At 67.8% G+C, this 13,777-nt stretch carries 12 protein-coding genes; 10 read left to right on the top strand and 2 right to left on the bottom strand.

The genetic code is table 11. The features are described 5' to 3' along the window. The first annotated feature begins 40 nt into the window (after positions 1-40). From CCR98_RS10250 to CCR98_RS10215, 8 genes are all read left to right on the top strand, one after another. On the top strand, positions 41-514 hold the full coding sequence (locus tag CCR98_RS10250; RefSeq protein WP_087922505.1) for a hypothetical protein: 474 nt from the start codon (positions 41-43) through the stop codon (positions 512-514). Between the two features lies 1 nt (position 515). Then, a complete protein-coding gene (locus CCR98_RS10245) occupies positions 516-977 on the top strand; it encodes an NUDIX hydrolase (RefSeq protein ID WP_014647078.1) in 462 nt (153 codons plus the stop codon). Then, a complete protein-coding gene (gene mnmA, locus CCR98_RS10240; RefSeq protein ID WP_087922504.1) occupies positions 974-2,116 on the top strand; it encodes a tRNA 2-thiouridine(34) synthase MnmA in 1,143 nt (380 codons plus the stop codon). Before CCR98_RS10245 ends, mnmA begins: the two co-directional genes overlap by 4 nt. Beyond that, the gene (hflD, locus tag CCR98_RS10235; RefSeq protein WP_087922503.1) at positions 2,113-2,727 is read left to right on the top strand and encodes a high frequency lysogenization protein HflD; all 615 of its coding nucleotides are present in this window, start codon (positions 2,113-2,115) and stop codon (positions 2,725-2,727) included. The genes mnmA and hflD overlap by 4 nt, the downstream gene beginning before the upstream one ends. A gap of 171 nt (positions 2,728-2,898) precedes the next feature. Further along, positions 2,899-4,089 carry a methyl-accepting chemotaxis protein gene (locus CCR98_RS10230; RefSeq protein ID WP_087922502.1) on the top strand — a complete coding sequence of 397 codons (1,191 nt, stop codon included), beginning with the start codon at positions 2,899-2,901 and terminating at the stop codon, positions 4,087-4,089. Positions 4,090-4,187: 98 nt separating this feature from the next. Continuing rightward, positions 4,188-4,403 (top strand): hypothetical protein, encoded by a 216-nt coding sequence (locus tag CCR98_RS10225; RefSeq protein ID WP_014037139.1) that lies wholly within the window; start codon positions 4,188-4,190, stop codon positions 4,401-4,403. 103 nt (positions 4,404-4,506) lie between these two features. Beyond that, positions 4,507-4,746, top strand: coding sequence for a hypothetical protein (locus CCR98_RS10220; protein WP_087922501.1), 240 nt, complete (start codon positions 4,507-4,509; stop codon positions 4,744-4,746). Positions 4,747-4,991: 245 nt separating this feature from the next. Further along, positions 4,992-5,519 carry a hypothetical protein gene (locus CCR98_RS10215; RefSeq protein ID WP_087922500.1) on the top strand — a complete coding sequence of 176 codons (528 nt, stop codon included), beginning with the start codon at positions 4,992-4,994 and terminating at the stop codon, positions 5,517-5,519. Positions 5,520-5,628: 109 nt separating this feature from the next. On the opposite strand, the gene CCR98_RS10210 is transcribed toward CCR98_RS10215, so the two are convergent. Then, the gene (locus CCR98_RS10210; RefSeq protein ID WP_087922499.1) at positions 5,629-8,388 is read right to left on the bottom strand and encodes an EAL domain-containing protein; all 2,760 of its coding nucleotides are present in this window, start codon (positions 8,386-8,388) and stop codon (positions 5,629-5,631) included. Positions 8,389-8,518: 130 nt separating this feature from the next. Here CCR98_RS10210 and CCR98_RS10205 point away from each other — a divergent pair, with 130 nt between their 5' ends. Next, positions 8,519-10,621, top strand: a complete 2,103-nt coding sequence (locus CCR98_RS10205; RefSeq protein ID WP_087922498.1) for a PAS domain-containing sensor histidine kinase — start codon at positions 8,519-8,521, stop codon at positions 10,619-10,621. A gap of 4 nt (positions 10,622-10,625) precedes the next feature. Continuing rightward, positions 10,626-12,398 (top strand): EAL domain-containing protein, encoded by a 1,773-nt coding sequence (locus CCR98_RS10200; protein ID WP_087922497.1) that lies wholly within the window; start codon positions 10,626-10,628, stop codon positions 12,396-12,398. A 94-nt stretch (positions 12,399-12,492) separates the two neighbouring features. On the opposite strand, the gene CCR98_RS10195 is transcribed toward CCR98_RS10200, so the two are convergent. Continuing rightward, on the bottom strand, positions 12,493-13,713 hold the full coding sequence (locus CCR98_RS10195) for an ATP-binding protein (protein ID WP_014037133.1): 1,221 nt from the start codon (positions 13,711-13,713) through the stop codon (positions 12,493-12,495). Positions 13,714-13,777 lie beyond the last annotated feature (64 nt).

Raw genomic sequence — 13,777 nt, 5'->3', positions numbered from 1 at the left:
ACAATTGCACCCTCTCTCAACACTGTTTCACAGGATCTTCATGAAAAGGACCCTTCTTCCCGCCCTGCTGATCGCCCTGGCCGCCGCCGGCTCCGCCGCCGCCGAGACCCAGGCCGACAAGTCCGTGGCTCGCCACCTGGACAAGCTGGGCTACACCTACGAAGTCGACGAGGATGGCGACTACCGCATGGTCTTCGACGTCGAGGGTGATCGCACCCAGATGGTCTACGTGCGCTCGGCGGTGGAAGATTTCGGCAGCCACAACATCCGCGAAATCTGGTCGCCCGCCTACAGCGCCAAGACCAAGCTGTTCCCGGTGGCCGTGGCCAACCGCCTGCTGGAAGATTCGCAGGACGCCAAGATGGGCGGCTGGGTAAAGCAGGACACCACCGCCATGTTCGTGGTGAAGATCGACGCCGATGCCACCGCCGACCAGCTCAGCGACGCCATCGATGCGGCCATCCGCACCGCCGACGCGATGGAGCTGGAACTGACCAAGAAGGACGAGTTCTGAGTTGAACGCCACGCCGGACCCGCGCTGGGCACCGCACGCCACCGTCGCCACGGTGGTGATCGACGGCGGCCGCGTGCTGCTGGTCGAGGAGACCATCGACGGCCGCCAGGTGCTGAACCAGCCGGCCGGCCACCTCGAGCCGGGCGAAAGCCTGGCCGAGGCGGCCCTGCGCGAGACCCGCGAGGAAACCGGCTGGACGGTGCAGCTGACCCATTTCATCGGCTGCTACCAGTGGACCGCCGGCGACGGCACCGCCTTCCTGCGCTTCTGCTATGCGGCGCGCCCGGTCTCGCATGACCCGGCGCAGCCGCTGGACACTGGCATCGACCGCGCGCTGTGGCTGACCCCGGCCGAGCTGCAGGCCGCCGGCGAGCGCCAGCGCAGCCCGCTGGTGTGGCAGGTGGTGGCGGATTACCTGGGTGGCCAGCGCCATCCCCTTTCGCTGGTCCGGGAGGTCGCATGAGCACTCCACGTGTAATGGTGGGCGTCTCCGGTGGCGTCGATTCCTCGGTCGCCGCCTGGCGCCTGGTACAGCAGGGCGAGGCCGTGGCCGGCCTGTTCATGCAGAACTGGGCCGACGACGGCAGCGGTGACTGCCGCGCCGAGGATGACCGTCGCGATGCGGTAGCCGTGTGCGGCCTGCTGGGCATCCCGTTCCACTTCCGCGACTTCTCCAGCGAGTACTGGCAGGGCGTGTTCGAGCACTTCCTGGCCGAGTACGCGGCCGGCCGCACCCCGAACCCGGACGTGCTGTGCAACCGCGAAGTGAAGTTCAAGCACTTCCTGGACGCCGCCCGCGAGCTGGGCGCCGAGCGCATCGCCACCGGCCACTATGCGCGCGTGACCCAGCGCGGCCACCAGTGGCTGCTGCTGCGTGGTGCCGACCGTTCCAAGGACCAGAGCTACTTCCTGCACCAGCTGGGCCAGGAGCAGCTGGCGGCCACCCTGTTCCCGATCGGCGACCTGGAAAAGACCGACCTGCGCCGGATCGCGCGTGACGTCAGCCTGCCGACCCACGCCAAGAAGGACTCCACCGGCATCTGTTTCATCGGTGAGCGGGATTTCCGCGAGTTCCTCGGCCGCTACCTGCCGGCCAAGCCGGGCCAGATCCTCGACCCGGCCGACGGCAGCGTGATTGCCGAGCATCCGGGCGTGTTCTATTTCACCCTGGGCCAGCGCGAGGGACTGAACATCGGCGGCGTGCGTGGCCGCCCGGCCGCGCCGTGGTACGTGGTCGGCAAGGATGTGGCCAGCAACGTGCTGTACGTGGACCAGGACCGCGACAGCCCATGGATGCTGTCCGACCGCCTGCGTTCGGAAACCGCGCACTGGATCACCGGCTCACCGCCGGCACGGCGCTTCGAATGCACCGCCCAGACCCGCTACCGCCAGCCCGACGAGCCGTGTACGGTCGAGGTGCTGGACGACGGCAGTGTGCTGGTCAGCTTCGCGCGCTCGCAGCGCGCCGTTACCCCCGGTCAATCGCTGGTGCTGTATGACGGTGATGTGTGCCTGGGTGGCGCGGTGATCGCCGCCACCGATGCGCCGCTGGAACAGCGCCTGCGCACCACCCCTTCCCCTTTTGAGGTAATCGCTGCATGAGTTTCACTGTCGACGACCGCGTCCTGGCTTTGGCCGGCATTGCCCAGGCCCTGCAGCAGGTACGCCGCATCGCCGATACCGGCCATTCCGACGCCGCCGCCGTGCGCACCGCCGTGGACAGCGTGTTCCGCGTCGATGCGTCCTCGCCGCAGGAGGTGTTCGGTGACCGCCATGCACTGAAGGCTGGGCTGCGCCTGCTGCACAACTACTTCCGCAGCCAGGGCCAGGACCCGATCCTGCCCAAGCTGGCCCTGTCGGTGCTGCAGCTGGAGCGCCGCTTCGTGCAGGACGGGGCGACCGTGAACAAGGTCGCCTCGGGCATCGAGCGCGCCCAGCGCCAGGCCGTCGAGCTGGGCGACAGTGGCCACCCGGACGTACTGGCCAACCTGGGCGGCCTGTATGCCGACACCATCAGCCACCTGAAGCCGCGGGTGATGGTGCAGGGCAACCCGCACTACCTGGGCCAGGCCGGCGTGGTCGCCGAGATCCGCGCCCTGCTGCTGGCCGCGGTGCGTTCGGCGGTGCTGTGGCGCCAGCTGGGCGGCAGCTACTGGGACTTCCTGTTCGGCCGCAAGGCGATGATCGAGGCCGTGGACCGGCAGCTGGCGTGAGGCCACGGAGTCCGCCGGGCATGGCCCGGCGCTACCGACCGACCGCTAGGGTAGCGCCGGGCCATGCCCGGCGGACGGCGCCAGAAATCCGGCGCATTCAGAGAGCACATCGACGTTAAAGAGAAGGGGGGTACGGCCGATACATCCTCCGTGCACCTCCCGAGAACGTCCATGTACTCACGCATTTTCATCCGTCTGGCCGCCCCCCTGGCTCTGACCCTGCTGCTCCCCTTCGCCATCGGTTTCGAATGGCCGGCCGCCCTGCGCTGGGCGATCCTGACCACGATGACGCTGAGCTGGCTCGGCTTTGCGTGGTGGACCACCCGCGCCCAGGCGCATCGCTCCCCGGAACATGCCCGCGTCCTGCGTGAGCAGGACCAGCTGCTGACCGAGCTGCGCAGCTTCGTCGGCAATGAGATCGACGGCTCGCGCGGCGAAGTGGAACGCGCCCGTGACCTGATCCGCCAGGCGGTGTCCAGCCTGGGCGGCAGCTTCGATGCGATGAACCGCAAGTCGCGCCAGCAGAGCCAGGCCCTGTCGCGCATCGTCGACCGCGCCGGTGACGAAGGCAATGCCGGCCTTGACGTTGCCCGTTTCGCCCAGCACGCCAGCCACCGCATGGAGCAGCTGGTGGAAGCGCTGGAACAGGTGAGCGGCCAGAGCAGCACCACCGTGCAGCACATCGACCAGATGGCGCAGCACCTGGATGGCATCTTCGCGCTGCTGGAAGACGTCAAGTCGATTGCCGACCAGACCAACCTGCTGGCCCTGAACGCTGCCATTGAAGCTGCGCGTGCCGGTGAAGCCGGTCGTGGCTTCGCGGTGGTCGCCGACGAAGTACGCAACCTGTCCGAGCGTTCGACCACCTTCAACGAGCAGATCCGCAAGCTGGCGCACAGCTCCAAGGACGCCATCGCCAAGGTGCGCGAGACGGTCTCGCACATGGCCTCGCGTGACATGGACCGCTCCCGCGAAGCACGCCAGGAAGCAGCGGCGATGCTCGACAACGTCGCGCAGATCAACGCCTCGCTGGGTGACGGCATGCGTGAAGTATCCGAGTGCGCCCGTTCGATCGATGGCAGCGTGGCCGAAGCCGTGCGCGCCCTGCAGTTCGAAGACATCGCCACCCAGGCGCTGGGCGGCGTGCACACCCACCTGGACCGCCTGACCGCGATCAACCGCGAAGCGGTGGCCCTGCAGGAACTGCTGCACCGCAATGGCGGCGTGTTCGACGAAGAGATCGCCACCGCCCTGCAGCGCACCGGCAGCCGCCTGCGCGAACTGCGCAGCGAGTGGGAGCGCCCGCCGCACAAGCCGGTCGCCCAGCAGAGCATGGGCGCCGGCACCGTCGAGCTGTTCTGATCCTGATGTCCGCTGCCCTCGCCGGCAGCCCGCAAGGCCCCGGTTCGTCCGGGGCCTTTGCCTGTGACCCGCCGTTGGATGCATCCTGTACGCGCACCATGACCCTGATCCGCGCCCTGCCCTCCCTCGCCGACACCGACCGCCCGCGCAACGCGAGCGTGCGTGAGCAGCTGCAGCAGCTGGAAGAGGTGGCACGCGAGGAGATCCGCGAACTGCAGCAGCTGGCGGATGCGCGGCCTGGCCCGTCGCGGGCGGATGAAGCGCTGCTGGGACTGGCGTGGGATCTGGGGCTGGACGGGGAAGCGCTGAAGTAGATCCACGCCATGCGTGGATGGCATTCACCGCCATCCGTTCGACACCCATGGCATGATCCGCCCACGCCCCCCCCCCCTACGGCTGGACACGGAGTGTCGTCGCATGAGCACCACGTTCATGACCTGGCCGGGATTTGCCGCGATGGCGCTCATCGCGGTCACCTTTACCTGGCGTCCCGCCTACGCCACCTTGCGGCCGCCCCGGCATCGACCTGTCGCGTTCCTGTTCGGCAGCCTGCTCTTCGTGCTGATGGCCTTTCTGTGCGCCTGGATGGCAGCAGCTGCCATCAGCACCGGGCATGTCCATCTGAGCCATCACCGCGCCGGCACCATTGATGTATGACGAGAAATCCAGTCGGTGACGTATTGGCTGATCATCGTCGCGGCGTATGTGCTGGGACTGCTGATCGCAAGCTATTCCATTGCAGGCATCGCATTGATGAACCGGTAGGTCCACGGCTTGCGGGGGTGGTTCTCATCTACCGGTGTGCCGCCTGGCTCTCGCCGCAACATCCACGCATGGCGTGGATCTACTGGCGTGACGTAATCGCTGTGGCATGATGCCCCGGTCCCGCTCATGGAAGACCGATGGCCATCGCCCTGATCGCAGTGATGCTGATGGAACTCCTGCTGCTGATCTTCTGGGCGCCGTTCTTCTTCCGTACCGGCATCGTCCTGTTCAACCAGCGCATCGCCGCCTCCCCTGCCAAGCTGGCCCGGTTGTCGCTGTCGGGCCTGGAGCAAGACCTGCCGACTGAGCGGTGGATGAGCCAGGCCTTCCATGCACTGCCCGATGGCAGCGTGGCCTTCCGCGAAAGCTTCGCACCGCATTTTGCTGGCCGCTACTTCCCGCTGATGCGCGGGCAGCTGGTGGTCGACAAGCGACGGCGTGAGGTGCGGGTGATCGGACGGTGCAGCTGGTTCGCACTGGCCATGACGGTGGTGCTGCTGCCGATCATTCTGATCCATCCGGTGGCATGGCCGATGCTGGCCTTCCTGCTGGTGTTCTACATGGGCTACCGCATCCAGCTGCGGGGCTATGCCGAAGTTGTGGAAGTGGTGCGCGCCCGGGTGCGATGCGAGCTTCCTCGACGATTCATCGACCCGCGGCGGTAGAACCACGCCATGCGCGGGTGATCGCGAGCGCAGGCATCCGTGCCGACCAACGGTCGGCACCCACCAAAAATCGGCACCTACCAGAGCACGTGCCTGCCAGCGCAGACTGTCAGCGCACCAGCACGGCTTCGCTGCTGGCGTCGGTACGCATCGGTGCCGGGTGCTGCTGGCGCAGCCACTGTGCCAGGTCGCGCGGGCTGAGCGGGCGCGAGTACAGGTAGCCCTGGATCTCGTCGCAGCCCTGGCGGCGCAGCATGTCTTCTTCCTGGTGCGTTTCCACGCCCTCGGCCACCACCTTCATGCCCAGGGCGTGGCCCAGGTGCACGATGGCCTGGGTGACTTCGGCCGTGCCTGAGTCATGCAGCATGCCCTGCACGAAACTGCGGTCGATCTTCAGGCGCCCCACCGGGAATCGATTGAGGTAATTGAGGTTGGAGAAGCCGGTACCGAAGTCGTCCACCGCCAGCGGTACGCCGTGCCGTTCCAGCACATCGAAGCAGTGGCGCAGGATGTCGGTGTCACGGATCAGCGCCGACTCGGTCAGCTCCAGCTCCAGCCGCTGCGGCGGCCAACCGTGGGCGTGGCAGATCTCAATCACGCGCTCGGCGAACCCGCGGTCGCGCAGCTGCACCGCCGACACATTGACCGCGATGCGGTCGAAATGCAGTCCAGCACGGTCCCAGGCGGTCGCCTGGCGGCAGGCTTCATTCAGCACCCAGTCGCCGATGCGCACGATCTCGCCGCACTTCTCCGCAATCGGAATGAACTCGGCGGGGCTGCAGTAGCCGATGCCGGGCCGGTGCCAGCGCAACAGTGCCTCGATCGCCGGTGGCTCGCCGTGGTGGGCGTGCAGCAGCGGCTGGTACGCCAGGCTGAACTCTTCGCGCTCGATCGCACCGTGCAGCGCGTGCTCCAGCTCCAGCTTGCGCTGGATGCGGGCCAATGCGTCCTGGCTGTAATACTGGTAGGTGTTGCGCCCGGCTTCCTTGGCCGCGTACATCGCGGCGTCGGCGGCGCGCAGCAGTGAATCGAAGTCGGTCTGGGCATCGCCCAGCATCGCGATGCCGACACTGGCGCCGACCTTCAGCGTGGTCTCGCCACGGCGCAGCGGCTCGGCCAGCGAGGCAATCAGCTTGCGGGCGACATGCCCCGCATCTTCCGGCTCGGCCAGGTCGCGCAGCACGACGATGAACTCGTCGCCACTGAAGCGGCCGAACAGGTCGTTGTTGCGCAGGTTCTGGTGCAGGCGGGTGGCAGCGGCCTTCAACAGCGCATCGCCGGTAGCGTGGCCGAAGCTGTCGTTGATGGTCTTGAAGCCGTCCAGGTCGATGAACAGCATCGCCAGCGAGGTACCGCGGTCGCGGGCTTCCTCGATGGCTTCGGCGGTCTGTTCGCCAAGCAGCACGCGATTGGGCAGGCCGGTCAGCAGGTCGTAGTGGGCCAGCAGCTCGATGCGCTCGTTGGCTTCGCGCTCGCGGGTGATGTCACGGAACAGCACCACGAAGCGTGGTGGCAGGCCATCACGACGATCCAGCTCGATCAGCACTTGCACCCAGACACGCAGGCCGGACTGGCGGTAGAAGCACAGGTCCAGCTGCTCCGGCAGGCCGCCGCCGGCGATGCGGACCAGCGCCGCCTCGAACGCATCGCGTGAGTCTTCGGTGTACAGCGCCATCGCCTGAGCGAGGGTGATCGGCTCCTTGCGCAGGCCATGGATGCGATAGCACTCCTCGGTCCACTGCATGTGCCGGGTCTGCACCTCGATCTCGCAGCCACCGATGCGGCCCAGCGCGGAAACCCGGTTGAGCAGTTCGGTGCGCCAGCGGATCAACGCGTCGGTCTGGTGCTGCTCGGTGATGTTCTGGACCTGGCCGAGCAGGCGCTTGGGCTGCCCGTCCATGTCCAGCAATGGCTGCATCCACAGGCGCAGGTGCTGCGAAGGTTCATGGCCGCGGGTCAGCTCCAGCTCGAGATTGGCGGCACGGCCGTCACGCCACAGGCGCCGCCATGCCGCGCGCAGCGCACCCCGTGAACGCGGGTGCAGCTGCTTCAGCCAGCGCCGCTGGCCTGGCACGGCGCCCTGCTCCAGCGCCAGCAGCGAGCGCAGTTCCGGCGACCACCAGAAGTGGCCGCTGTTGGGGTCGAACGACCAGCTGCCCATGCTGGCGATGCGCTGGGCCTCGCTCAGGTGCAGCTGCTGTTCCTGCAGCAGCGATTCGAGCTGCTTCTGCTGCTCGATATCGGTATGTGTACCGACCATGCGCAATGGCTGGCCATCGGCGGTGCGCGCAACCACGCGGCCGCGATCCAACACCCAGCGCCACTGCCCGTCTGCCTGGCGGAAGCGGAACTGCGCGCTGTACTGCTCGCTGCGCCCTCGCAGGTGCTCGTCCAGCGCGGCGCGCACCTGGGCGATGTCCTCGCCGTGCACGCGCGACAGCATTTCGGTGGCGGTCTCGTCACCCAGCGCCGGCGTACGCGCCACGCGGTCGCTGGGAATGTCCCAGTCCCACAGGCTGTGGCCGGCGCTGTCCAGTGCCAGCTCCCAGCGCCCGCCACCATCGACCGGCACCGGCTCGGGAATGCTCAGGGTGAACGCCAGCAGATTGCCGGCGCCGTCGTGCACGGCGCGCAGATGGCCGTCGTAGTGTCCACGCGGGCCACCCGGCAGCGTGCAGGCCACGATGCCGCCATCGGCAGCCATCAGGCGCAGATCTTCCAGCATCGGCGCGTAGGCAGCCACGGTGGCCGGCAGGCCATGCTCGCGCGCAGCCGGGTTGGCCGCCAGTGGGCGCCCGGTACGGTCGACGATGACCAGCGCCGACGCAAGCGGGTGCTGCAGCAGGCTGGCGATGATCCCTTGGTCCACGCGATCTTGCTCCGGATGACACGCCCGTCAGCGGGGCACGCAGTGGTTAACGGCGCCTGCGACGGATAATTGAGTGGTCACGGCACGCTGCGGGGTAAGATGACCGGCGCCCCTTTCACCCGCCCCGTCCATGCCCGCAGAACCGACCGGCAACGCCCCAGTTCCCGACCCGCGGATGGCGCAGGCGCTGAGCCGTGACCGGCGCCGGGTGGTGCTGAGCTACCTGGTGATGGCGCTGGCCTGGATGATCTCCACCGACAGCGTGGTGCAGGCGCTGGTGCCGGACCCGCAGCAGGCGGCCCTGTGGCAGGGCCTGAAGGGTTCGTTCTTCGCCCTGGCCAGCGCTGGCCTGTTGTATCTGCTGCTGCGCCCGCTGGCCGAACACGTGCTGCATACCCATGCACGCCAGCAGGCCTCGGAGCTGCGCCTGCGGCAGATGTTCGAGGGCAACCCCGGCCCGATCCTGGTCTATGACCTGGACACGCTTGCGATCCTCGATGCCAACCCCGCCGCCTGCAGCGCCTTCGGCTGGGACCGCGACGAGCTGCTGGAACAGACCATCGACGCCTTGTGGCCGCCAGGCCAGGACCAGGCGCTGCAGACCAAGCTGGAGGCGATCCGCGAAGCGCCCGAGGAGCTGTGCATCCTGCGCGCGCAGCTGCAGCTGCGCGACGGCTCACTGCGGCAGATGGAACTGCGCTCCAACGCGATCAGTTACGACGGCCACAACGCCCGCCTGCTGATCGCCATCGACCGCACCGCCGAGGACCTGGCCCAGCTGCGCCGCGACCAGGCGCTGGCCCGGGTGGAGGAAGCGCATGAGCTGGCCCGCATCGGCGCCTGGGAACTGGACCCGTCCACCGGGCTGGGCCGCTATTCCAACCAGGTCTACCGCCTGCTCGGCCGCCGCCCGCCCGAGGCCCGTCGTTGGCACCGCTTCGACGAGCTGCTGGTGCCGGCCGATCCGGCCACCGCCACCCAGACCGAGCAGCTGCTGGCCGAACTGTGCTCCGGCGATCCCGTGCAGGTGGACGTGCTGCTGCCGCTGCTGTCGATGGATGGGCGTGCGTTGATGGTGCACCTGCGGGCGGCCAGCGGCATCGACGAAGCCGGCCGCAGCCGCGTGCTGGGCACGCTGCAGGACGTGACCGAGCGCGAGCAGTCGCGGCGCCTGCTGCGCGAGCGCGAGGAACAGTTCCGCGAGCTGGTGCGGGTACTGCCCGACGGCGTGGTGATCCTCTCCGACGAACATGTGCTGTACGCCAACGCCTGGGCCGCCGGCCTGTTCGGCTACGGCAGCCATACCCTGCTGGGCGAGCCGCTGTCGGCCCTGGTCGCTGCCGCCGACCTGCCACGGGTACGCAGCCAGCTGCGCGCTGGCCAGCCCCACCTGGGGCCCGGCCACAGCAGCGTGGTGGCCATGCAGCGTGGCGACGGCCGCAGCTTCCATGCCGGCCTGGCGGTGGGCGAAGTGCGCTACGGCGGCCGCGACTGCAAGCTGCTGATCGTGCGCGACCTGAGTGATTCCGAACGCACCCGCAGCGCGCTGGAAACCAGCAACCGCGAACTGCAGGCGATGGCCGGGCGGCTGTTCTCGCTGCAGGAGGACGAGCGTCGTGCGATCTCGCGCGACCTGCACGATGACATCGGCCAGGCCATCACCGCGATCAAGCTGTCGGCGCATGCGGCGCAGGATGAGGACGATCCAAAGCGTCGTGGCGAGGATCTGGCGCAGATCGTCAGCCTGGCCGACACCACCGTGGCCAAGCTGCGCGACATCTCCACCCTGCTGCGCCCGCCGCAGCTGGATGCACTGGGCCTGGAGGCGGCGCTGAGCTGGCAGGCACGGGTGCTGTTCCGCTCTTCGCCGGTGGAGCTGCTGGCCGAGATCGAGCCGCTGCCGCACCGCCCCGACACCAGCATCGAACAGGCCTGCTTCCGCATCGCCCAGGAAAGCCTGACCAACGCGCTGCGCCATGCGCGCGCCAGCCAGGTCCTGCTGCAGCTGCGCGATGTCGGCCAGCGTGGGCTGCACCTGCAGATCCGCGATGACGGCGAGGGCTTCGATCCGGACGGCCCGCGCGGCCTCGGCCTGATCGTGATGCGCGAGCGCGCACAGAGCGTCGGTGGTCACGTGCGGATCGAGTCCGCGCATGGCGAGGGCACCCTGATCGACGTCCATCTCCCCTACCAGGCGACCAGCATGGCCGCCGTCGATTCACCGGAATACTGAGCCTATGTGGAATCCCAACCTGCCCCCGGTCAGCATCGATGATGCCCCCGACCGCCTTGGCGCCGGCAACCCCGAGCTGCAGGCGATGGTTGCCGAGGCGGCCTCCGGCGGCATCGCGCTGATGCTGATGCATGTGGACATCGACCACTTTGCGTCGGTCAACGAGAACATGAGTGCCGAAGTGGGCGACCAGGCACTGGTGCTGGTCGCCCAGCGCCTGCAGTCCTACCTGCGCGGGCGCGGCAAGCTGTGGCGGCATGGCAGCGACGAGTTCCTGATCGCGGTGCCACGCACCGCAGACCTTCCGCTGCCGGAGGATTTCGCCGAAGAGATCCGCCAGCAGATGGAGCTGCCACTGTCGGTGCTGCCGTACACGCTGTTCATGACCGGCAAGCTGGGCGTGAGCCTGTGCCCGGAGCATGCCAGCAGTGCCTCACGCCTGCTCGACCATGCGGAAGATGCGCTGTACCAGGCCGCCCGCGAAGGCGGCAATGCCGTGCGCATCCATGCGGTGGACACTCCGCCGAGCGCGCACAGCGAGAGCATCATCGCGCGCCAGATCGTCGATGCCATTCCCAATGGCGAGCTGAAACTGCGCTACCAGCCGCTGGTGAGTGCTCGCGATGGCCACGTGGTGGGCATGGAAGCGCTGCTGCGCTGGCAGTCGCCGACCCTGGGCATGCTGGTGCCGGAGCGCTTCATGCGCACCGCCGAGCGCCTGGGCATCATCGTGCAGATCGGCACCTGGGTGCTGGAAGGCGCGTTGAAGCAGGCGCGGCTGTGGCGCGACCAGGGCTTTGATGACTTCACCATCGCGGTGAACGTGTCCACCCTGCAGCTGCTGCGGCCGAACTTCTTCGCCGAAGTCATGTCCCTGCTGCAGGCGGCGGGCGTGCCGGCGCACATGCTGACGCTGGAAATCAACGAGAGTGCGTTGACCAACAACGTCAATTTCGTCCATGAAACGCTGGCCAACCTGCGCAACGAAGGCATCAGCCTGAGCCTGGACAACTTCGGTACCGGCGACTCCAGCCTCAGCGCGCTGGTGCGCTACCCGGTGGACAAGCTGAAGATCGACCGCAGCTTCATCAAGAGCGCACCGGCCGGCAACCGCGAGGCCGCCATCGCGCGCGCGATCATTGCCATGGGCCACCAGCTGGGCATGACCGTGATCGCCAACGGCGTGGAATCGCAGGCCCAGCTGGGCTTCCTGCGCCGCAACGACTGCGATGTGTTCCAGGGCTACCTGTTCGGCGAACCGATGTCGGCCGATGCCGCCGGCATGACCCTGCGCCGCCGCTACCTGCGTCCGGAAGCCTTCGCCGAGACGCGCCCGGACCGGACGCTGTTGCTTCTGGACGATGAGGAAAACGTGCTGCGCTCGCTGGTGCGCCTGTTCCGCCGCGACGGCTACCGCATCCTGGCGGCCGGCAACGTGCGTGATGCGTTCGACCTGCTGGCGATCAACGACGTGCAGGTGATCCTGTCCGACCAGCGCATGAGCGACATGAGCGGCACCGAATTCCTGGGCCGGGTGAAGATGCTGTACCCGGACACGATCCGCCTGGTGCTGTCGGGCTACACCGATCTGAACACGGTGACCGATGCGATCAACCGCGGCGCGATCTATCGGTTCCTGACCAAGCCGTGGAACGATGACGAGCTGCGCAAGCACATCCACCAGGCATTCCGCACCTACGAGGAACAGCGCCGCAGCAATGCCGGGCCGGCGCCGGTGGACGCTGGGGATGTTGGCGAGGATCGGCCGCCGCGCTGATGATGCGGCCCGGTAGAGCCGGCGGCTGGCCGGCTGCTCTGGGGTGTCGGGTTGGATGAGGTTGCCGGCCAGCGGCCGGCACTACCAGGTGCGGTCAGCGCGGCTGCTTCACCGGCAGCACCACGCGGAAGCGCGAGCCCACGCCCGGGGTGCTGTCCAGGTCGATGCGGCCGTGGTGCTTGTTGATGATGCTGTAGGAGATCGACAGCCCCAGGCCGGTACCGCTGCCCACCGGCTTGGTGGTGAAGAACGGGTCGAAGATGCGCTGGCGCAGTTCCGGCGAGATGCCGCCGCCGGTGTCTTCGAATTCAACCCACACGTGATCGCCATCGACGCCGGTGCGCACGGTGATCGTGCCGCGCTCGGCGATGGCATGGCCGGCGTTGAGCAGCAGGTTCATGTAGACCTGGTTCAACTCCGACGGCAGGCACTCCACCAGCGGCAACTGGCCGAACTCGCGTACCAGGGTGACCTTGTACTTGAGTTCATTCCAGATGATGTTGATGGTCGATTCCAGGCCCGCGTGCAGGTCGACCAGCTTCCACGATTCGTCGCGGCCGGAATACGAGAAGTCCTTCAGGTCGCGCACGATGCGGGTGACGCGCTCGATGCCTTCGCGCGATTCCGCCATCAGCTGCGGCAGGTCGCGGCTGATGAAATCGATGTCGAGGCGGTCACGGATGTCGTCGATTTCCGGAATCAGTGCCTTCGGATCCGGTGCGCGCAGGGCGCGCTCGTAGGCTTCGATCACGGTGAACAGGCTGCGCAGGTATTCCTGCAGGCTGCCCAGGTTGGAGTGCACGTAACCGATCGGGTTGTTGATCTCGTGCGCGACGCCGGCGGCCAGCTGGCCGATCGAGGCCATCTTCTCCGACTGCAGCAGCTTCTCCTGGGTGCCATTGAGGCGCAGGTAGGCCTGGCGCAGCTCGGCGTGGCGCTGCTGCAGTTCGCGTTCGTAGTCTTCCTGCCCTTCGATGTGGCGGAACAGGGCCAGGAAATGCCCTTCGCCGACCGGACCGTGGTGGTACAGGTGGGCGATGACCACGCCCTCGCCCAGCGGCAGGCTGCCATTCCAGTGGCCATGCTGGCGGGCCTGCTCCAGTGCATCGGGGGGCAGCAGTTCGCGCAGCCGCTGCGGCGGCGGCAATCCGCCGTCCTCGCCACTGGCCAGCAGGTTCTGTGCGGCCGGATTGGCCAGGGCCACCTGCCCGTCATCGGTGAACAGCAGCAGGCCTTCGCGCAGGCGCTCAAGCAGGGCCTGCAGCACCGGCTGCGGCGGAAGGGGGGCGGTAACCAGGGCGTTGGCGGCGGACACGGCGACTCGGGGCGTTCGAACAGGCGCCCAATATACGCGGTCATGCAGCGGGCTTCAGCCCGCC

This window comes from Stenotrophomonas sp. WZN-1 (assembly GCF_002192255.1).
GTDB lineage: Bacteria > Pseudomonadota > Gammaproteobacteria > Xanthomonadales > Xanthomonadaceae > Stenotrophomonas.
This window is presented reverse-complemented; position numbering and strand designations above follow the sequence as displayed.

What these genes read in the sequence shown, in the direction of transcription:
- CCR98_RS10215 (WP_087922500.1), top strand. Translation starts at nt 4,992, where the DNA reads ATGGCCATCGCCCTGATCGCAGTGATGCTGATGGAACTCCTGCTGCTG.
- CCR98_RS10220 (WP_087922501.1), top strand. Translation starts at nt 4,507, where the DNA reads ATGAGCACCACGTTCATGACCTGGCCGGGATTTGCCGCGATGGCGCTC.
- CCR98_RS10205 (WP_087922498.1), top strand. Translation starts at nt 8,519, where the DNA reads ATGCCCGCAGAACCGACCGGCAACGCCCCAGTTCCCGACCCGCGGATG.
- CCR98_RS10230 (WP_087922502.1), top strand. Translation starts at nt 2,899, where the DNA reads ATGTACTCACGCATTTTCATCCGTCTGGCCGCCCCCCTGGCTCTGACC.
- mnmA (WP_087922504.1), top strand. Translation starts at nt 974, where the DNA reads ATGAGCACTCCACGTGTAATGGTGGGCGTCTCCGGTGGCGTCGATTCC.
- CCR98_RS10225 (WP_014037139.1), top strand. Translation starts at nt 4,188, where the DNA reads ATGACCCTGATCCGCGCCCTGCCCTCCCTCGCCGACACCGACCGCCCG.
- hflD (WP_087922503.1), top strand. Translation starts at nt 2,113, where the DNA reads ATGAGTTTCACTGTCGACGACCGCGTCCTGGCTTTGGCCGGCATTGCC.
- CCR98_RS10250 (WP_087922505.1), top strand. Translation starts at nt 41, where the DNA reads ATGAAAAGGACCCTTCTTCCCGCCCTGCTGATCGCCCTGGCCGCCGCC.
- CCR98_RS10200 (WP_087922497.1), top strand. Translation starts at nt 10,626, where the DNA reads ATGTGGAATCCCAACCTGCCCCCGGTCAGCATCGATGATGCCCCCGAC.